The 19,569-nt window shown below is 39.8% G+C and carries 18 protein-coding genes; 1 reads left to right on the top strand and 17 read right to left on the bottom strand.

Features of this window, described 5'->3' with window-relative positions:
- Positions 1 to 130 precede the first annotated feature (130 nt).
- From AN392_RS05315 to AN392_RS05300, 4 genes are all read right to left on the bottom strand, one after another.
- Positions 131 to 649 carry a DUF4240 domain-containing protein gene (locus tag AN392_RS05315; protein WP_055012069.1) on the bottom strand — a complete coding sequence of 173 codons (519 nt, stop codon included), beginning with the start codon at positions 647 to 649 and terminating at the stop codon, positions 131 to 133.
- A complete protein-coding gene (locus AN392_RS05310) occupies positions 646 to 840 on the bottom strand; it encodes a YwbE family protein (RefSeq protein WP_008468098.1) in 195 nt (64 codons plus the stop codon). Before AN392_RS05310 ends, AN392_RS05315 begins: the two co-directional genes overlap by 4 nt.
- A gap of 138 nt (positions 841 to 978) precedes the next feature.
- Positions 979 to 1,266, bottom strand: coding sequence for a hypothetical protein (locus tag AN392_RS05305; protein ID WP_055012068.1), 288 nt, complete (start codon positions 1,264 to 1,266; stop codon positions 979 to 981).
- Positions 1,267 to 1,272: 6 nt separating this feature from the next.
- Entirely contained in the window at positions 1,273 to 1,479 is a 207-nt protein-coding gene (locus AN392_RS05300; protein WP_055012067.1) for a hypothetical protein, read from the bottom strand.
- 100 nt (positions 1,480 to 1,579) lie between these two features.
- Between AN392_RS05300 and AN392_RS05295 the strand changes: the two genes are divergently transcribed.
- A complete protein-coding gene (locus AN392_RS05295) occupies positions 1,580 to 2,383 on the top strand; it encodes an ion transporter (protein WP_010388826.1) in 804 nt (267 codons plus the stop codon).
- A gap of 37 nt (positions 2,384 to 2,420) precedes the next feature.
- Here the strand turns inward: AN392_RS05295 and AN392_RS05290 are convergent, their stop codons facing one another.
- The 13 genes from AN392_RS05290 to AN392_RS05230 form a co-directional block, all read right to left on the bottom strand.
- The gene (locus tag AN392_RS05290) at positions 2,421 to 4,379 is read right to left on the bottom strand and encodes a methyl-accepting chemotaxis protein (protein ID WP_055012066.1); all 1,959 of its coding nucleotides are present in this window, start codon (positions 4,377 to 4,379) and stop codon (positions 2,421 to 2,423) included.
- 135 nt (positions 4,380 to 4,514) lie between these two features.
- Positions 4,515 to 5,654 carry an aspartate-semialdehyde dehydrogenase gene (gene asd, locus AN392_RS05285; RefSeq protein WP_054201574.1) on the bottom strand — a complete coding sequence of 380 codons (1,140 nt, stop codon included), beginning with the start codon at positions 5,652 to 5,654 and terminating at the stop codon, positions 4,515 to 4,517.
- 202 nt (positions 5,655 to 5,856) lie between these two features.
- Complete coding sequence (locus tag AN392_RS05280; RefSeq protein ID WP_055012065.1) at positions 5,857 to 8,580, bottom strand: TonB-dependent receptor domain-containing protein; 2,724 nt, start codon at positions 8,578 to 8,580, stop codon at positions 5,857 to 5,859.
- Between the two features lie 72 nt (positions 8,581 to 8,652).
- The gene (locus AN392_RS05275) at positions 8,653 to 10,260 is read right to left on the bottom strand and encodes a hypothetical protein (protein ID WP_055012064.1); all 1,608 of its coding nucleotides are present in this window, start codon (positions 10,258 to 10,260) and stop codon (positions 8,653 to 8,655) included.
- A gap of 314 nt (positions 10,261 to 10,574) precedes the next feature.
- Positions 10,575 to 11,903 carry a tetratricopeptide repeat protein gene (locus AN392_RS05270; RefSeq protein WP_055012063.1) on the bottom strand — a complete coding sequence of 443 codons (1,329 nt, stop codon included), beginning with the start codon at positions 11,901 to 11,903 and terminating at the stop codon, positions 10,575 to 10,577.
- Between the two features lie 37 nt (positions 11,904 to 11,940).
- Positions 11,941 to 12,546, bottom strand: a complete 606-nt coding sequence (locus AN392_RS05265; RefSeq protein ID WP_008111498.1) for an energy transducer TonB — start codon at positions 12,544 to 12,546, stop codon at positions 11,941 to 11,943.
- Positions 12,547 to 12,552: 6 nt separating this feature from the next.
- A complete protein-coding gene (locus tag AN392_RS05260; protein ID WP_008111500.1) occupies positions 12,553 to 12,963 on the bottom strand; it encodes a biopolymer transporter ExbD in 411 nt (136 codons plus the stop codon).
- Positions 12,964 to 13,016: 53 nt separating this feature from the next.
- Positions 13,017 to 13,544, bottom strand: coding sequence for a MotA/TolQ/ExbB proton channel family protein (locus AN392_RS05255; protein WP_008111501.1), 528 nt, complete (start codon positions 13,542 to 13,544; stop codon positions 13,017 to 13,019).
- Positions 13,545 to 13,547: 3 nt separating this feature from the next.
- A complete protein-coding gene (locus tag AN392_RS05250) occupies positions 13,548 to 14,915 on the bottom strand; it encodes a MotA/TolQ/ExbB proton channel family protein (RefSeq protein WP_055012062.1) in 1,368 nt (455 codons plus the stop codon).
- Positions 14,916 to 14,925: 10 nt separating this feature from the next.
- The gene (locus AN392_RS05245) at positions 14,926 to 15,678 is read right to left on the bottom strand and encodes a DUF3450 domain-containing protein (RefSeq protein WP_010388835.1); all 753 of its coding nucleotides are present in this window, start codon (positions 15,676 to 15,678) and stop codon (positions 14,926 to 14,928) included.
- A 214-nt stretch (positions 15,679 to 15,892) separates the two neighbouring features.
- Positions 15,893 to 16,504: a DsbA family protein gene (locus tag AN392_RS05240; protein WP_055012061.1), complete on the bottom strand. Its 612-nt coding sequence runs from the start codon at positions 16,502 to 16,504 to the stop codon at positions 15,893 to 15,895.
- On the bottom strand, positions 16,491 to 17,597 hold the full coding sequence (locus AN392_RS05235; RefSeq protein WP_055012060.1) for a GGDEF domain-containing protein: 1,107 nt from the start codon (positions 17,595 to 17,597) through the stop codon (positions 16,491 to 16,493). Before AN392_RS05235 ends, AN392_RS05240 begins: the two co-directional genes overlap by 14 nt.
- The gene (locus AN392_RS05230; protein ID WP_054201584.1) at positions 17,594 to 19,483 is read right to left on the bottom strand and encodes a methyl-accepting chemotaxis protein; all 1,890 of its coding nucleotides are present in this window, start codon (positions 19,481 to 19,483) and stop codon (positions 17,594 to 17,596) included. Before AN392_RS05230 ends, AN392_RS05235 begins: the two co-directional genes overlap by 4 nt.
- Positions 19,484 to 19,569 lie beyond the last annotated feature (86 nt).

Below are 19,569 nucleotides of genomic sequence, written 5' to 3'. Positions count from 1 at the left end.
CGAAATTACGCGTCAATAGCTAGCCTATTGCAAGTAAATTCAACGCAGTTAGCGCTGAAAATAGCTGCTTGAGATGGATTTATTATCCGCAGTTCAGGTTAATTAAGTAATGCATTAATAACAAGCTGAGTTATTGCCAATACTTAGCAAATAACTGCGGGTAATTTTGTTTTAAAAACTTAGGTTTGTCTTTAAAGCGCTTACCTTTAGGTTGGTCAAGCCCTGATGGGATAAAGGGTAACTCATCGTCGTTACGCTCTTCATATAACAAACCTGCAATTAGGTCATACTCATCTAAATACGGATAAGGTTGCTCGTTTAAAAAATAAAGCGGCGTGCACTGAGCGAGGCTATCTGGGTTTTCTAGTGCAGCTTTAAATACGGCTTCACCACGAGAAATTAACCAACAACGAAATTCTGAAAAACCATATTCATCATTACAGCCCGCCATAACAAACGCGGCACCAAATAAATCCCAGGTATAACTTTGACGCATACAAATACTAAACTGCTTATCAAATTCAATTAATTGCTCATCTGATAAGTCACTCAGTGCCGACTTAAGCGATTGGCACACTGAGTCAGGCTCTGCGGTTTTATCTTCCACTGTAACCAGTCGCCAAAAATCAGTTAAGGTTAACTCACTCATGCAATGATCTCTTTTACCCGACCCACTTGGCCGTCTTCTAATTGTACTTTTATTCCGTGCGGGTGATTAGGTGACTTGGTCAATAAACGCGACACAATACCATTGGTTAAAGTACCACTGCGTTGATCTTGTTTAAGCACAATATTAACCTCTGTGCCTGGCGTTATTTGCGAGCGTGTTGGAACGGCCATATTTAATCTCTATTACAGTTTTTTTGCGATTATAGCCTGCTTAATAGAATCTCTCCATATTAAAGCTTTTACTAAGACCATAAATGCCAAATACAGCTTAAAATGAGGGATAATTAAACAAAAACACAGTACCGATTTTTACTGCTTAAGAAATGAAATAGCATTGTTTTTTATATGAATATTTAAACTAGCTAATGCATTACAAATAAGCTGCACAATGTAATCTAGCTGGTTATTTTGTTTAGCCTGCTCTAGTGCAATATCATCAATAAAATAACAACTTACAGTAAACTTAGAAGGTAAATTGTTTAAATCTGCCGAGTGAGTAAGAAAGCTAAAGCCCTCAACGTTATCTTTTATTTGCTCGCAAGCAATTGTTAATTGTTGACGAATACGTTTATCTAGCTGCTTTTGGGTTTTGGTCATGGTTTATTACTGCTCGGCGGTTTGTTGTTTTTTAAATTCTTTGTAGCTGTCTTGTTGTTGTTTAACACATTCATGGTATTCCTTGTCAGCCATATGGCTGCACTCACCTAATCGGGCTGATTGAATTTCATGATAACGGCTATTACTGCTACACCCTGCTAACACAACGATTACCGATAACGAAAGTAGATACTTTAAGTTATTATTTAACATTCAAAAATCCTTATATTTTCACCGGAAAACTACTAATTTTCGTTACTTTTGCTGTATATTGCACTGGTTTTATATTTATAACCGTTAAGGGCACGTTATGATGTTGTCGCAGTTACAAGAGCTGTTCCAGCGTATCGATAAAAGTAAATTATTTCAATCATTTGTTATTGCAGTTATTGTGGTTTCTGCACTGACCGTGGGTGCACATACCTATTCATTACACCCTACTGCTGAGCTATTTCTACATTGGATGGATATAGGCATCACAGTGTTTTTCTTGATCGAATTGGTTATTCGTTATATTGCCAGTAAAGGGATCAAAGACTTTTTCTCCAAAGGCTGGAACATATTTGACTTCATTATAGTGATAGGTAGTTTATACCCTGCGGCAGGCTCGACTATTTTTATTGCTCGACTACTACGCATTTTCCGCGTACTACGTTTAGTGTCTATGATCCCAGAGCTGCGCTTATTAGTGAACTCACTAATAAAAGCCATCCCGCAAATGGGCTATATCGCGCTGCTAATGTTTGTGATTTTTTATATTTATGCTGCCACAGGTAGCATGTTGTTTGCTGAAATAAACCCAGTACTGTGGGGCGATGTCTCTATTTCTATGCTTACCTTGTTTAGAATCGCCACCTTCGAAGATTGGACCGACGTGATGTACGAAACCATGGCGGTATACAAATTAAGTTGGATTTTTTACTTAACCTTTATCTTTTTAACTGCATTTGTATTCTTAAATATGATGGTGGGGGCTATTTTAGAAGTAATGAGTGAAGAGCATCGCAATGCACGAGAAGAGCAAGCCGATACAGACTCACTGCCCGCAACCCAAGGCCAAGTAAACGAATTGAAAGCACAACTGGCAGAGTTAAAACAATTACTCAAAAATAAGTAGCAGATTGAATAGGGCAAGTATGCACTTGCCCTATTATTTATACTTTAAACTTACCTACTAAATCAGTTAATATCGATGAAAGGCGACTCATTTCATTGCCATTCTCACTGGTGCTAACAGCAATATCACTCACCTCATCAGCCGAGTTTTTAATTTCTGTCACATTTCGATTGATGTCTTCAGCGACGTGTTGCTGCTCTTCAGCAGCGGTGGCTATTTGCGTATTTAAATCACTAATATTAACAATAGATGCCGTGATCTCACTAAACTGTTGTTGCGCAGAATGCGCAAGTTCTACAGTTTTATTGGTGGTTTCTATGCTGCGTTCCATGTCTTTAGAGACTTTAGAAGACATCGTACGTAACTTATCAAGCTGCGATGCTACTTCTTCGGTCGACTCTGCAGTACGTTGTGATAACGCACGAACTTCATCAGCAACCACTGCAAAACCACGCCCATGCTCACCAGCTCGCGCAGCTTCAATTGCAGCATTCAATGCTAATAAATTAGTTTGCTCTGAAATGCCACGAATAACGCTCAAAATCGACATAATATTTTCACTTTCAGTATCGAGTTGAGTAATGTCTGCTGAGGCATTATTTATTACATCACAGAGCTGCACCACACTTTCTACGGTTTGAGTAATAACCGATTGCCCTAAATCTGATGCTTGTTGTGTTTGAACCGCTAAATCGGCCGCATTCGCACAACTACTCGACACTTCATTAGCAGTGGCAGCCATTTCATTAATAGCCGTTGCCGCCATTTCTAAAGCTTGTTGTTGTTGGCTAGTAGAGCTTGTTAGTTGAGCTGCTTGTGATGATGTTTGCGATGAGGTTTTACTAACATTTTGTGCGCATTCATTGATTTGCTTCACCAGCTCACTGATTAAATTTAAAAATAAGTTAAAGCTGGTGGCTAGTTTAGCGGTTTCATCTTTGGTTTTTATTGTTAAGCGCTGGGTTAAATCACCGCCGCCTTGCGATATTTCAGTTAAACCATCGCTCACCTCAACAATTGGAGCAGAAATAAGTTTAGAAATATAACTCGCTATCGCAACAAATACGGCAATTAATATCGCGCTAATAATTAAAATGGTGTACGCCATCGCATTGGCCGCACTCATTACCTCAGACTTTTCTACCACCCCAATAAACTTCCAACCTAAAATGGGAGACGTATAAATATTGGCCATATACTGTTTTCCATCAATATCTACATCAAACAGGCCTTTGCTATTTTTAGCTAAATCGGCGTATTTAGCCCCCTCAATATCTGCTAGGTTTTTGAATCGGTAATCTGGGTGTTTCACATCCACCAGCACACTGCCGCTGTCTTCAATCAACATTAAGTAACCTGTTTCGCCTAATTTAATATCGGCAATAATATCGGTAAGCCCGCCCAATGAAACATCCATCCCTTGAGCACCAATTAATTCACCGTTATCAATAATAGCTTTAACCGTGGACACAATCACTAAATCATCAGCAGCCCAGTAATACGCATTAGTACGGGTTGTTTTACCGTTCGCTTGTTTGGCTGTTTTGTACCATGGGCGCTGACGAGGATCATAATTGGCGTTTACGTTTCCCATTGGCCATTGAATATAACCACCTTGTTCATTCCCCATGTAAATATAAGCAAGCCCAGGGTGAGTCTCACCAAAATGATTAAATAAACTGTAAGCAGCTTGCTCCGTCGGACTTTGGTTAGGGTGATCAAGCATTACCTTAGTGCCAACATTCATATGCGTTTTTATGTTTTCATGGGCATTTTTAATCGTTTGGTGGGAGGCTAAGTAGTCCACGTTTTTAGCAATTTCAGAAAAAAACATAGTAATTGCATTATCAACTTGGCGGGCTTCACGTTCACTTAACTGAGAAAAATTATCAAGTGCTTGCTCTCTGGTTTGGGAAATAACTAAAGCAGCTATAATTAATAACGGCAAGGCAATTGCAGATGCAAAGGAGAGCTTTAATTTTTTTGATATATTCATGAAGTTAACCTCTAAAAACACTCTTAAGAATATAGTGTGGCTAAAGGGGTTGAGCAAGAAATAATATGAGAATGTTTCGAAGAGGCAATAAAAGGTTAGCAATTAGCTAACCCTTTAACTTGATGAACTAGAAAATTACTCACCGTCTACAATAATTCGTAACATCCGGCGAAGTGGCTCCGCTGCACCCCATAAAAGCTGATCGCCCACGGTAAAGGCGCTAATGTATTTTGGCCCCATAGCGAGTTTACGAATACGGCCAACAGGAATACTCAGCGTACCGGTTACTTTAACTGGAGTTAAGTCGGTACTGGTAATGTCGCGCTGATTAGGAATAACTTTAACCCACTCATTGTGCGAGGCTAAAATTTCTTCTATTTTTTCTACACTAATATCTTCACGTAGTTTAATGGTCATCGCTTGGCTATGACAGCGCATTGCACCAATACGTACACATAAACCATCTATAGGCACAGGCTGTTTAGATGAGCCTAAGATTTTGTTGGCTTCTACTTGCGCTTTCCACTCTTCTTTTGATTGACCGCTTGGCATAGGCACATCAATCCATGGGATTAAGCTACCCGCCAGTGGCACACCAAATTGGTCTTGTGGCAAATCACTCGATGCCATTTTTTCGCTGACTATTTTATCAATTTCTAAAATAGCTGAACTTGGATTATCTAATTGCTGTGCGACACTTGCATGAATAGCCCCCATTTGGGCAATAAGCTCTTTCATATTGCGTGCACCGGCGCCCGATGCTGCTTGGTAGGTCATTGGACTTACCCATTCAATTAGGTCGTGCTCAAATAAACCACCCAGCGCTAGTAGCATAAGTGAAACCGTGCAGTTACCACCTACAAAGGTTTTAACGCCTTGCTCAAGCCCTTGTTCAATCACATCTTTGTTAACAGGGTCAAGTACGATAATACTGTCGTCGCTCATACGCAGGGCAGAGGCCGCATCTATCCAATAGCCATTCCAACCCGATTCACGTAATTTTGGGTACACCGCATTGGTATAATCGCCACCCTGACAGGTAACAATAATGTCCATTTTTGCAAGTTCAGAAATATCACTAGCATCTAAAAGCGGTTTAGCTGGACCTGCTAACTCAGGGCCAAGCTGACCAGCTTGTGAGGTGGTGAAAAAGGTAGTGTCGATATGAGCAAAATCATGTTGTTGTTCCATTCGCTCGAGTAACACCGAGCCTACCATGCCGCGCCATCCGACTAATCCTACTTTTTTCATTGTTTGTTCCACTGTTTGATTCATAAAAGGAGCCTATACATTAAAAATTAAAAATTCATTGCGTGAGATTTAATTTTTACAGCCTTAAGCTAACACCACCAGCACACTAAAACTAGTCAATAAACTGTAACTTAAATATTTTTCATACACATAAAAAAGCCCTGTACAAAATACAGGGCTAATAAGTAGTTAGGCGTTGTTATAAATCCTATCCTTGGGCTTTTACTTAAAACTCGTAGCTAAAGCTGACGCTCAGTTCTCTAGGCGTTTCTTGAGAACGAATTAACACATCATTTTGTTCTACTTCAAAGTTTTGTCCCAACATATTTTTAACTTTAAGTGTTAATGTGGTATTAAACGTTGGGTAGTAACTATAAACCATGTCTAACGAGTTTAAAGGTTGTTCGTAAGCGTCATCAAAGTTGTTAACACCCGCAGCTAAAATACGGTCACCAAATACGTTATAAATAACTGAAGCTTGATGCATGCCATCATGCGAATCGTAATTCAATTGTAGGTTGGCAACATACTTTGAGTGGCCAGTCATACGTCGCTTTAGATTTGTAAGGTCGGCGCGCTGTTCTTCTGCAATTTCAACTTCTGAATCACTAACCGTTAAATTACCAGAAGTAAAAAAAGCACCTCCTAATAAATCACTATGCAACTCAGTTAACCATTCAGCTTCTATACCGTAAACATAAGCTGTATCTGCATTATCAAACTGCAGAGTAAAACGACCGTCACTTTCGGTTAATAATGCTTCGATTGGGTTATCTATATCTTTATAGAATGCGCCAACTGAGTAGTTATCACCATTGTCCATATAAAATTCGATACGTGCATCAAAGTTATCTAGGTAACTAGATTCTAAGAATGGATTACCAAGCGTTCGATAACCAGTCAACGGATCTTGGAATTGAACAGGGCTTAGCTCACGCAAATCAGGACGAACAACCGTGCTGCCATAGCCAAAACGAACTTGGTACGACTGCTGACTATATGTCATAGATAATGAAGTAAAATACTCATCTTCCATCACACTTGCTTGTTTTATCGCATCTGCACTTAATTTATCTGCCAATAAAGCAGGATCGAATGCTGAGCGAGAAAAAGCGAGAGCAACTTGACGGAAGTCCTCGTAACGCACACCACCACTTAAACGCCAATCTTGAGCAAAAGTGATATCAAAAGAGCCGTAATAAGCATCAATCATTTGCGCTGCTAGGTAATCATCGGCTGTCGGTTCTTGAAACAATAACTCTACATCCGTTGAATCGATCACAGCATCATTAGCAAAGAAGCTACCAATTGACAGTGCTTCTTCTTCACTTTGTGCTAAGTCTAAAGACTGTGTTTGGCTGAAGCGATAGTTAAAAAAGTCTGTGCGGTAATCACGCGTTTTTTCAACAAAATAGCCGCCGCCCGCGATTTCAACTTCGGCGTTATCAAAGTAAAAAACTTTGTTAACATTAACGCCCCAGTTTTCTACATCGTCTTCTAGCTCAACAAATCGATACAAATAAGGATTGCCACCTAAACTGCCATTATAAAAAGTACGTTGATATTCGCCATTGGCGTACTCATCACGCACCGTTACTTCAAGCTCGCCAGGTATACTCGTCGTCGCTGTTGAATCAGTGTATTGCCAATCTACACCAACACCTTCAAGAAAACTCCACTCTAAATTGTGCATTCCACGAAGTTGAAGTATTTCAAGTTCACGTTCCTCAAAAGAGGTTAGGTGGCTTCGCTGTAATTGCCCAGCATCAATGCTTAATGACTTTGAAGGCTCTTGATAAAGCGCAACAGAAGCTTCATCTTCAGTATCCCGTAGCATCATATAGGTGGCTGTTAAATCATGGCCGCCAATTTTATAACCTAAATTTAGAGAGCTATTTAATTTTATATTATGCTTTGTTGATACTTCTTTCTCTGTGGCAGAGTAACAAGTAAAGTCATCTTTTGAACATTCAGATTCAGATGCGTCAACAGAAGAAAGTACTGCGCTAAACTTCTCTGCATTAGACCATTCATTTTCATAAGCAACTGATGCTAAGAAACCAAAAGATCCGTCTAGGCCAAATAAGTTATCAAATCGGTCGCCATAAACAGCCTTAATGCCTGCATCAGGGTTTAAGCTTTCTTTTTCTAAGCCAAAATCTCTTGGTAGTGCTTTTGATAAACTTTTATTTAAGTCTATTGCAGCTGCTTGACCAATATCAGCCCCCTGACGTCTTGACTCCACATCTCTTATATTTCTGTATGAGATATCAGACAAGCCATTGATATAGGTATTTAGCGCCGTTTTAACGGCTCCTGGTAAGGCGCGTGTACCATCGTCTTTACCTAACCAGTCATCACTGCCGCCATTGTATGTGTAGCCTTCATCGTTTGTATCTTTATAGCTAGCACCAATCTCAACTTTAAATAAAGTATCACTTGGAATGCTTTTCGTCCTGATATTAACGTCACCACCACCAAAAGCCGCAGGCATATTAGGTGAATAGGCTTTTTGAACAGCTAAAGATTCAATAATACTTGATGGGAAAATATCAAGTGGTATTACATTTCTGGTCAGATCTGGGCTTGGAACAACTGCGCCATTTAAACGCACGCTTGAGTAACGCTCACCTAAACCGCGTACATAAATAAACTTATCGTTAACTAAAGATAAGCCAGTAACACGGCGAAGTGCCGAAGCGGCATCGCTATCACCCGTTCTAGATATTTGCTCTGAACCCATTATATCAGCAACAAATGCCTGATTTTTACGTTCATCAATTACGGCACTAGCACTGCCTTTAAGGCGTGTACCTGTTGCAACAACTTCTTCTATCGCTTCTTCATTGATTATTTCTTGTGCCTGTTCAGCGAAAGAATTAAATGAAGAAAAAAGGGAGAGCAGAGATAACGTTATTAGATTAGTTTTAAACTGCTTTTGATGTTTCATATTTATATCCTCTAAACCTAAAATTCCCTTAAAAAAGGCGCCATAGCGCCTTATAATTAGAGCCGGTCTAGATTAATTACTAGCGCGTTGTAAAGATGCGGCTACAAAATCAGCCCATTCACTTGATTCACCTTCTTTAAGTGCACCAATATAACCTGCGTTAGTAAAGAAAGAGTCAACTTCACTCATGTCTTTCGCTGTTGTAGCTACCGCAGTACCTTGTGAATCTGTAATAGTTGCTGCAGTTGAAACACCATCAGCACCAAGCACATTTGCAAAATCAGCAAAACCAATCAGCTGATTATTTTCGCCACCAGTAAACCAGGTATTGATATCAAAGCTTGCTAAAGCACCTGTTAAAGGAGTGTTTACGTCTTCAAAATTCTTACCACACGCAAATATTGAACTCACAAATGCGATATCACCGTTGTTTGCATTGGCATGCACACCGGCATCCCCTGATTTATCTTTTTCATTATATAAATCAAAACAGCCAGCACCATCTACAGATGATGAGTTTACAAACAACATATTAGCTAATTGCGCTTTACCCCATTCTTTCATTTCCATACCGGCACCAGTACGACGCCCTTCAGCACCTTGATCACCAGTAGTAACAACGGTTGCATTAGCAATAGTTGGGTTAGAAACAGTCGTTACTAAATCTTGTGCGTCTGCAGATAATGGATCTACTTTTGCGCCATCTGTTTCAAATCCATGATTTCCATATTCATTTGAACGTACAAGAATGTACTGTCCGTAACCTTTCCAACCCTCATCCCAGTCAATGCCGTCATCACCAGTATCAGTAACAACAATATGTTTAAGATTAACGCTACCACCAAAGAGCTCTATACCATCATCAAAACCATTATGTACATGAACATAATCAATGGTTGTGCCTGAGCCAACAGCATTTAGTGTTAAACCATTTAGCTCATCACCTTCAACGCCAAATCCTGCATACTTAATAACAATGTGCTTTAATATACCGCTACTATCTTGCGGGTCATTACCACCGTAATAAGATACAATACCTTCAGCTGAGTGGTTACACATGTCTTGTGCCGCAGCAGTCGCTGTACAACGAATAGAATGGCCACGTCCATTTACCTGAACGCCACCCCAATCCCCAATTTGAGCGGTTGTTGAATCATCACCATCAACTTCTTTAATACTTGTGAAAATAATTGGCTTATCTACTTCACCAATTGCTTCAATATTTGCACCGCGAGCAATACGAATAAAACTCTCTGGCTTGGTAAACGCAATGGTAGCGCCTGCTTCAATAGACAATGTTGGGCCATTAACATCAATAGTAGCGCCTGTAGATGTGTCTATATCGTCACCTATAAATAAAGCACCTTCAAATACATGGGCACCGCCATCATCTAGCGCGGGGATAACAAAAGAGCTAGTAATTTCTTTTGCATTACTTGCAAATGCTTGGCTGTATAAACAGTTTACGCCTTCTGCTTCACCTGTAAATGTAGCTCCATCTAATGTGTATGTGGCGCAACTTAATGTATCGCCACCATTATCACCACCTGGGTTAGTCACTGAATTGTCTACACTGTTATCAACTGTCGTAGGTGTAACGTTAATATCTCCACCACCACAACCAGCAAGTGTTATTGCTGTAGCCACTAAGCTGATTTTGAATAAGCCAGATAATTTCATTGTTCACTCCGTAAAAGTATTTAATTATTGTGTTAGCGCTTTAAGTAATAACTTAAGTCACTTTAAGGCACGATACTCATGCATTAATGTCACTTGAGTTATCGAATACGAAGTACAATACGGGAGTGTTATGACAATGAAGTTACACTTTAATAAACATAAAATGACAATGTTAATTAATTAAAAATCAATTGGTTGCTTTAAAAGTGCGCGCAAAAAAACCACACAAACTAAATGTTAGTGTGGTTTGAGTAGTGCAATTATGAAATGGTTTTTAGTGCGTCAATTAAGAGCTAATAATCGCACTATAAAAATTAAAGCAGTGCTGTTTTTAATGTTTGCGCATGCACTTTTTCGCGTTTTACATATTTGATCCATTGCTGGGCTAAACGTTGCGATTTTTTGTGCTTTTCAGCTTGTTCAAACGCAAGGATAGATGCATCAAAATTTTGTAAATTGTATTGTGCCATTCCTAAAGCAACAAACGCATTTGATTCAAAATCAAGGCCGCCTTTATCCAGTGCCATTCGTGCTGCATCAGCTGCTTCGTCATACTGCTCTGTGTTTACATACACTTCAGCCAAGCGCTGGTCGTATTTCCCATGCTGTGAACGCTCTGCAGCTTTGGTAAAGTAACTAATCGACTTAGCATCTTCTTTAGCTTGTACCATGGCCTCGGCTACAAAGGCATAATTTTTAGCTGTTGGTTCAGCAATGCCCTGCTCTATTGCCTTACTCATTACACTGGCGGCTTTGTAAGCAAGCTGATTATATAAATATACCTGTGCAAGCTGTCTTAGGTCAGATTTAGAGGTTAAAAATCCTTGCTGGTAAGCCGCTTCTAAAACACTAAGCTGCTGTTTTTCTTGCCCAGTTTCACCGTACATACCGGCTAATTGCACCCAATACTCAGGTTTGTTGTATAGCTTTACCATACGCTCAAGTACGCTGACTACTTTATCCGTTTGGTTAAGTGAGTAATACATAGCACGTTGCAGTACCAGCCAGTTTTCTTTTGGTACTTTGCCTTCGCTATCACTTAAGTTAATGGCTTTGGTAATGTAACTCAGGCCTTGCTCATAGTCTTTTAATTGATAGTAGGTTTGCGCTCTTAATAAATAATATGCATCAGTTTTTGGCTTTGTATTAATGACATCCCATTTATCTAAAAATGCGATCACCTTTTCATAGTCGCTGTTAGCCATTGCAAGCTGCGCTAAACTGAATGTTGTGCTCAAACGCAATGTCTCTGGAATGCCATCTTCTGCAATCACTTTTTCAAATGAGGCAATCGCTTTAACTAGGTCGTTTTCATTGTAATAAATAAACCCATAAAAGTTATGCATCATCGCAATTTCATAAGAGTTCATACTTGATAAGCGCGCTTGTATACTGTCAAGCGCGTCCAAACCCGCTTTACTGTCGCCATCATCCGCAAGTTTTTGGGCGCGAGCTAATTGGCTGTATACCTTTTCACGCAGTGCGGGAACTCGTGTTGTTTTCTGCTTTTCAGCAGCCTGTACTGTCGTCAAATTTACACTCGGAAGTACACTCAATGCACTTGGTGTAACAATGCTGGCACTGATTGCAACAGTGCACAACATGCTAAGCTTTAATAGCTTGGTTGTTAGTTTTAATTTCATAATTGCCTCACGTTCACTCTTTACTTACTTAATAGAATTAACCATTAATTTGGAAAGAAATTTTATTTTGCACACCGGCTACTTCAACAGCTTCGCCATTAACAACGCGCGGTTTATATTTAAACTTAAGGGCCGCATCCATCGCTGCTCTGTCAAACAGTGACTCTGGCTCGGCTTTAATGACTTGTGGCTCTTTCACTGTGCCTTGCTTGGTCACTGTAAACTCAACAATGACATACCCTTCAATACCACGCGACAAAGCACGCCTTGGGTATACCGGTGCCACTTTTACTATCGGTAAATACTCACCGTCACTGGTTTCTAACGCTAATCCACCCGCTAGATTTACATCAGCATCGACATTGGCAGCAAAATCAAAGTTGTTGCTAGCAGCGTTGTTGTCGCTACTTTGCATTTGTGGCGATTCCATTGGCGGTGGTGGCTCTTTAGGTGTTGGTGGCTTTTGTGGTTTACGCTCCTTTTTTTGTACCGTTTCTTCTTTTTTCAAACGGACAAAATCTAATACATTCCCTTTTGCAGGCTCCGTCATGGCGCCTTCTCCGCCGGTGATCAATGCCTGCATACCTAAAAACAGCATAAAGGTCACCACACCCGCTATAATTAACGCAAGTACATAACGCATCACTCGTTACCCTTCTTGAGCCGCTATTGAAACATCAAATACACCCGCTGCACGCGAGGCATCCATCACTTTTATCAAGGTTTCTGTAGTGGCTTTTTTATCGGCCTGAATAACCACACTGCCTTGTGGATTTTCAGCTTTTAAGCGTTCAATGTTGGCTTGTACAGCACGTACATCAATTTGACGTTTATTGATCCAAATTTCGCCTTGATCTGAAATAGCCACTAATATGTTAGCGCGCTCTTTTTTTACAGCAGTTGCCGCTTCAGGGCGGTTTACATCAATACCGGCTTCTTTTACAAACGAGGCTGTAACAATAAAGAAAATAAGCATAATAAATACAACATCCAGCATAGGAGTCATGTTTATTTCTTCTGCTTCATCTTCTTGGAATAAATTACCTAATGGGGCTCTCATTTTACTTCTCCTAGAACAAGCGGTGATTATGTTCACCGCTTTTCAATAATTATTTAGTGGTCTAACACCATAGTGTCTTGCAACAATTCAACTTCACGCTTTGCTTTACGCTGTAAATAGGTTGAGGCAAACACCCCTGATAACGCACCGACCATTCCTGCCATTGTCGGTATGGTTGCTTTTGACACACCCGATGCCATAGAGCGTGCGCTGCCTGTACCAGTAATAGCCATTACATCGAAGACTTCTATCATCCCTGTAACTGTGCCGAGTAAACCTAATAGTGGACACAGCGCCACCATCACATTAATCAGTGGTAAGTTTGCGTTTAATCGCATACTTGCGCGTGACACCATGGCCTGGCGTATTTGCTCTGCATTCCAGCTGTTGCGTTCACTACGAGTTTTCCACGTATTTTTAACGTCTTTTTTGTAGTGTCGATAGCCATTAAAAAAGTACATAAATCGCTCGAGTATCAATAACCACATCGCGAAAATTAACACGGCAATGACCAAGAGAACTTGGCCACCCGTGTCGAGAAAATCACGGATAGCATTGATTGAATCAATCAATAGCACCATGGTTTAAGCTCCTTTCTCGCTTCGCTCGGCAATAATACCTGCACTTTGTTCTTGTAAAATAAGCAGTAAGCCTTTTGAGCGAGTATTCAATAAGGTGTATAAAAACACCGTAGGGATAGCAACAACAAGGCCTAATACCGTAGTAACCAAGGCTTGCGAAATACCGCCTGCCATTAGTTTAGGGTCGCCAGTGCCGAATAAAGTAATTGCTTGGAAGGTATTGATCATCCCAGTTACCGTACCGAGTAAGCCCAGCAATGGCGCTACTACAGAGATAATTTTAATAAGCGTTAAATTACGGGTGATTTTTGGCATTTCGCGTAAAATGGCTTCGCTTAACTTAAGTTCAAGCGTGTCGTACGCTACATTAGGATATTGGTCTTTCACTTTCATGACGCGCCCTAGCGGGTTATCATCACGGGCTGTATCGTCTTTTAATTGACGACGGATTTTTCCACCCATCAGCAGGAGCGATACAAAACGCTCTAACGCAATTAATAACGCTAATAAGCCAACGCCTAAAATAACGTAACCAACTGTACCACCTTGATGAACTTGCTCGCTGGTATCAGGGGCTTGTACTAACAAACCTAAAATTGAACCACCCGTTGGGTCAAGCGCAAACGGCACCACACCGGTGTTTGCTTGCTGCAAATCAGCCGCAGTCGCAGTAAAGCGGCTACTTGGTTGGCGAGTAAGCTGGCTAATGGTATTGGTAGAAGGCGTATACTCTAGGTACTGACCGTCACTAATAAGGTTAAATGCACCCACACGTACCACTTCTTTTTGTACTTTATTGCCACCGTCAACAATTACATCAGTATTGAAGCGGCTTACTTTTCCTTGTTCGGTCATTTCGCGTTGTAGCTCAAACCAAACCTTTTCGATATCTTCAATAGACGCAAGCTTTGAGGTAGAACCCATTTTTTGCGCCAATTCGTCCATAAAAGTACTACGCCCAGGTAACTGAGCCGATACCACCGAGGTTGCAAACTTGTTGCTAGAATCTCCAGCAACTTGTTGTAGCACACCAAATAGCTCTTTTAATGACCCCATACGCTTTGATAAAGTATCGGTCAGATTAGCCAATTTAATTTCGTTTTCTTCAAACTGCGTTTCTAAACGCTCTGACTCGCTAAGCATCTGATTTCGTTTAGCTTGGGTGTTTTTAAGCATTTGCACTTGTTCATTTTGACGTGCTACAAATTCTTGTTCGCGTTGTTTATTTTGTTCTGATTGCGCTGATTTACCCTGCTCTAACGTTTTTAATAGAGCATCCAAATTCATTGGTTCAGCGGCACACATCGCACCTGAAAAACCTAAGCTGGCTGCAAACACGGCCATTTTTGTCATTTTCGTTAATAATTTCATGGTAAACCTCTTATTCTGCAGCATGAATTGGCAGTGTTAACATATCGGGGGCTAGTTGTTTGCGAGCAATGCGAAGCCCTTTATTAATTTGACTAATGGTTGAATCAGGCAGTGCAACAAACGACTGTGACTGTTGATCCCAACTACCTGCTTGTTTGCCATCGCGGGTAAGGTAAATTAGCTCTAAACGACCAATGCGCAGAAAGTCGACTTCACGTTCTTTATTGTCCACATCAAGCAATGCGGTATACGCTTCAATAGTGCGTCCGTAGTCAACCTCAACTTGATAAGCCTCTAAGACACGACGAAATTTTTCACTTGATGTAATATCAGCGCGTTCCATCATTGCACTTAATGATTCAAGACGCTGCTTTCGCTCTTGCTTTAAAAACGGCACGTCTAAGGCAACAAACTGTTCAAGCCCAGTGATCATACGAAGCATTAAAGGGGTTATTTGGCGCTCAATAATCGATACTTGATCCATCGATAAATTAAGCGATTCCATCTCTTCTATTTGATTATTTAACTGTTTTGTAAGCTGTGCGTTATAAACGGCTAAACCATCTATTTCTTTATTTAGGGTTTTGAATTGCTGTAAACGCCCTTGCATTGAATCTGCAATCTTGTCTATTTTCGTTTGTGATTGCGCAGCTAAATTATTAATTTCGCTGCTTTTATCAATTACCGTGTTTAAATCATTGGCGTGGACTGCTGCACTTGCGGCTACAATACCAGCTAAAATTAATGGTTTAACGCCTTTCATCGTATACACCTTTGCTCGTTAATTATCGGATTTGCTAGTCGCTTTAGCCTGTTTATTAAAAAACAATTTAAAGCGAGATAGTTTCAATGAGCAAAAGTGTATAGATTAAAAATGACAAGCGTGTTGCGTAAAAAAGTCGCTTTTATGACAGCGGTAATAAATTAGCCTTATTGGCCGAATTTAAAGTGCAGGGGTAATGTTTGAAGTGTAAATTTTATAAGTAAGATTGTATTTCACTTAGCGTTTGCCGCCAATCTGTGTAGTTAATAGCAATGGGGTATGCGCTATTGTTTTTTATTAATACTAACGACGGAAAACCTTGAATAGGTAAACTGCGAACAAAGTTAAGCTCATCATCAAAGCGACGCTTAAGTTCCTTAGAGTGTAACTGCTGAGTAAATAAACAGGGATCTAAACCAATTTTTTCGCATAGTTTAATAAGCACGTCTTCATCCGATGGATTTTGCGCCTTTAAATAATACGCTTGTTGAATAGCGTCAATCATCTGTGGCTCTTTGTTAAAGCTACGAGCAATTAAAGCCGCTCTGCAGGAGGGATAAGTAGAACGGCGCGGTTGGCATTCTCGCCAAAAATTAAAATTAAACTCAGTGCCTAATTGGTTGCTAATGTTTTGCCATATGCCTTGTAGTTGCAACTGCATATCGGCACTCATTAGCTGGTCGCTATCAGCAGCTAAACCTCCGATTCTATATTCTATAGGCAGAATATTTGCTAGAGCCGATTCAAGTTTTTGCCACGTAGGCTTATATCCCCAGCACCAGCTACACATAGGATCATGCACATAAATAAGCTTATTGACTGACATACTCGCCATGCGCAAATATGACTTTATTGCGCCCTTGTGATTTTGCCTGATATAAATACTCATCGGCTTGTTTTAATGCACTGTCGTAGTCATCAATATGATTAGCTTGTGCAATGCCAATGCTACAAGTTAACGATACTCGTTGTTGTTTATCAGTTAATATTACATGATGTTGCACGCATTCTCTAAAACGATTAGCCAAAATACTGGCTTCTATGGTGGTCATCTGCGGTAAAATAACCACAAACTCTTCGCCACCATAACGGGCTTTAAGGGCGGTTGCAGAAAATTGCGACTCTAATAATTTAGTAAACTCTATTAATACGGTATCGCCAAAATCATGGCCGTAGGTATCATTTAATTGTTTAAAGTTATCTAAATCAATGAGCAAAATAGACAGCGGCAAATAATGCGCTGGCCGTGAAGCAGCAAGCTTTAAAAAATGTGAAGTAATAAAACGGCGGTTGGGTGCGCCTGTAAGCTGATCTGTATAGGCGTGTTGTTTTTGTTCTAAGGTGATATCTGCAATGGCAAGGTGGCTTCTGTGACGAAAATACTCACCGATAAAAGAAAACACCAGCACTAATGAAAATGCAGCAACAAAACGGGTCTTTTCTACCTCACCATACATAACCTGCCCCATATCGGGGCCATACAACATAACAATACAGCTCAATAACATGGCGCTACTTAACCATGCGCCAAGTTTTACACCCAGTATGGCAAATACAGCTACAGGATAAAACATTAGCCAATATAACGCGGTGTTTTCTTTACCCCCGGTGGATACTAAAGCTAAGCACATCACAAATACAATCATCAAGGTAATTAACGCGATAGCATTAAGCTGTTTAGTTTTTATAAAATAAACAATGCATCCTACAATTGTTAAATTAACTGACACTAAAGAGGCAGTTAATATGGGCTCATAAATGCGATGGTTTATAATCACTAAATAGGTAATTAACACCAAGGCAATCGTTATCATGGTAAATAACGAAAACGCTTGGCGTTGTCTATCAAAGCTATAAACACTATCAATATTGATTAAACTGAGCCAGTTTGGTTTATTTATTTTTGTTTTACTGCTCATACTTTGAATTTTTTAACCATGCGCTCTAAGTCACTGAATTGATGTTTGAGCTTAGTGCACTCTTCTAAAGTGAGGTTAAGGTTAGATTGACCTTGAATCGATAGGTCGCTAATAACATGGATATCTGAATGTAATGATTTAACAACTTGATTTTGCTCATCAGTAGCATTAGCCACACTATGATTAGCGTCGGTTATTTGCTTTATCGCACTAATTATTTGTTTCATTACATCGCCAACTGCATCAGCTTGCTGAACACTTTTTTCACTTTCTTCTAAACTGGTTTTCATCAGCTCAACGGCAGAGCTTGAGCCTTTTTGTAGTTCAATTACCGTATTTTCAATTTCTTGCGTTGATTGCTGAGTACGTTGTGCTAATTGCCTGACTTCATCAGCAACAACGGCAAACCCTCTTCCCGCTTCACCTGCACGTGCCGCTTCTATTGCCGCATTTAAAGCAAGCAAGTTAGTTTGTTCACTCACGCCTTTGATTACCGCAAGTACATTACCGATATTAGCAGTATGTGAATCTAAACTATTAATTGTTTCTTGTGCTTGCTCTATATTTTGCGAAAGTTGATGAATGCTCGAAACGTTATTCGTTAGTGTTTGCTGATTTTTAGCGCAATATTGATCAGCATCTTTAGCAAGTGTTGAGGCATTACTTGCACTAGTTGAAATTTCTGTTGCAGTGGCTGAAAACTGGTTAATTGCAGATGCCACACTGTTGGTACGTTCACTTTGGTCGTCATACATAGTTAATGTTGAATCTGTTTGGGTAACCAGTTTAGCAACCGCGGTTTCTAGCAACTGTGTTGAAGACTTAACTTGAACAATTGAATTTTGAATTTTTTCTATAAAAATATTAAATGAATTACTTAACTGACCAAACTCGTCATCGTTCTCAACGCTGAGTCGACAAGTTAAATCGCCTTCACCTTGTGCTATATCTCTAATAGCATCATTAAGACGATACATAGGTCGCATTAAATAACGCAGTAAAAACTCCAGTGATGCAACAATCACTAAAATACCAATAATTAAAAAGACAATTGCCTTTTGACCAAACGAAGAGACACTTGAATACGCTTTATCTTTATTGACTACTACACCCAGATACCAATCAACATTTTCAATACCACGAATCTTAGTAAAGGATACCAGCGAGGTTTCACCCGCTACTTGATACTCTGTAAATTCTCTTGCTAACGGTGCATTTTTACCAATCAAATCTGCGACTTTTTTTGAATTTAATTTACTATCAGGGTGACTTAATATTTGCCCTTTATTATCAAGTAAGAAGCCATAACCGAGTCCCAAGAAATCAATATCGCCAATAATTTCAGCGATGGTTTGCATATCAATATCTGCTCCCGCTACCCCTTTAAATTGACCATTACTATTAATAGGCGCAACGGCTGAAATTGTCAGTTCGTTGGTGGTCACATCAATATAAGGGGTTGTAAAAGCCGTTGTTGTTTTATTTTCTACTAATTTATACCAAGGGCGACTTGTAGCATCAAAATCGCTGGGGAGCACAACACTTTGATCATTTAAAATAAATGTCCCCGATGATTTACCTATGTAGGTATTTTTAAAATCCCCGGCAAGCTCAGCGGTATTTAATTGCGAAAGCGTTAAAGACTTCGTATCGTTATCTTGATATGTTTTTGCGATAGAGATCACAATCGCCAATTTATTATTGAGCCAACTTGCAATGTTTTTAGAAACCGATTCTGAGTTTTGCTCTAGCACCAGCGACAACTGCTCTTGAGTTTGATGACGCATTGAAAAATAGTTATTTATAGTGAAAACACCTAACACTAAAACTAACACTAATGACGCAGCGATGGTGATTTTGGAGGTGAATTTTAGCGAGCTAAACATAAGTACCTTAAGAATTAATCATTATTACCACTGCCTTTTTAACAAATTTTTAACTGAAAGTCTTAGCAAATATTGTTCAGGCGAGG

The organism is Pseudoalteromonas sp. P1-16-1b (assembly GCF_001401785.1).
Taxonomy (GTDB): Bacteria; Pseudomonadota; Gammaproteobacteria; order Enterobacterales; family Alteromonadaceae; genus Pseudoalteromonas; species Pseudoalteromonas undina.
The sequence above is the reverse complement of the archived record's forward strand: the minus strand, read 5'-3'. Positions and strand labels throughout refer to the sequence as shown.

Excerpts from the sequence above, each read along its gene's own strand:
- AN392_RS05230 (WP_054201584.1), bottom strand. The coding sequence starts at position 19,483 with ATGTTTAGCTCGCTAAAATTCACCTCCAAAATCACCATCGCTGCGTCA.
- AN392_RS05280 (WP_055012065.1), bottom strand. The coding sequence starts at position 8,580 with ATGAAACATCAAAAGCAGTTTAAAACTAATCTAATAACGTTATCTCTG.
- AN392_RS05240 (WP_055012061.1), bottom strand. The coding sequence starts at position 16,504 with ATGTCAGTCAATAAGCTTATTTATGTGCATGATCCTATGTGTAGCTGG.
- AN392_RS05290 (WP_055012066.1), bottom strand. The coding sequence starts at position 4,379 with ATGAATATATCAAAAAAATTAAAGCTCTCCTTTGCATCTGCAATTGCC.
- AN392_RS05310 (WP_008468098.1), bottom strand. The coding sequence starts at position 840 with ATGGCCGTTCCAACACGCTCGCAAATAACGCCAGGCACAGAGGTTAAT.
- asd (WP_054201574.1), bottom strand. The coding sequence starts at position 5,654 with ATGAATCAAACAGTGGAACAAACAATGAAAAAAGTAGGATTAGTCGGA.
- AN392_RS05260 (WP_008111500.1), bottom strand. The coding sequence starts at position 12,963 with ATGAGAGCCCCATTAGGTAATTTATTCCAAGAAGATGAAGCAGAAGAA.
- AN392_RS05270 (WP_055012063.1), bottom strand. The coding sequence starts at position 11,903 with ATGAAATTAAAACTAACAACCAAGCTATTAAAGCTTAGCATGTTGTGC.
- AN392_RS05275 (WP_055012064.1), bottom strand. The coding sequence starts at position 10,260 with ATGAAATTATCTGGCTTATTCAAAATCAGCTTAGTGGCTACAGCAATA.
- AN392_RS05315 (WP_055012069.1), bottom strand. The coding sequence starts at position 649 with ATGAGTGAGTTAACCTTAACTGATTTTTGGCGACTGGTTACAGTGGAA.
- AN392_RS05235 (WP_055012060.1), bottom strand. The coding sequence starts at position 17,597 with ATGAGCAGTAAAACAAAAATAAATAAACCAAACTGGCTCAGTTTAATC.
- AN392_RS05305 (WP_055012068.1), bottom strand. The coding sequence starts at position 1,266 with ATGACCAAAACCCAAAAGCAGCTAGATAAACGTATTCGTCAACAATTA.
- AN392_RS05245 (WP_010388835.1), bottom strand. The coding sequence starts at position 15,678 with ATGAAAGGCGTTAAACCATTAATTTTAGCTGGTATTGTAGCCGCAAGT.
- AN392_RS05265 (WP_008111498.1), bottom strand. The coding sequence starts at position 12,546 with ATGCGTTATGTACTTGCGTTAATTATAGCGGGTGTGGTGACCTTTATG.
- AN392_RS05300 (WP_055012067.1), bottom strand. The coding sequence starts at position 1,479 with ATGTTAAATAATAACTTAAAGTATCTACTTTCGTTATCGGTAATCGTT.
- AN392_RS05250 (WP_055012062.1), bottom strand. The coding sequence starts at position 14,915 with ATGAAATTATTAACGAAAATGACAAAAATGGCCGTGTTTGCAGCCAGC.
- AN392_RS05295 (WP_010388826.1), top strand. The coding sequence starts at position 1,580 with ATGTTGTCGCAGTTACAAGAGCTGTTCCAGCGTATCGATAAAAGTAAA.
- AN392_RS05255 (WP_008111501.1), bottom strand. The coding sequence starts at position 13,544 with ATGGTGCTATTGATTGATTCAATCAATGCTATCCGTGATTTTCTCGAC.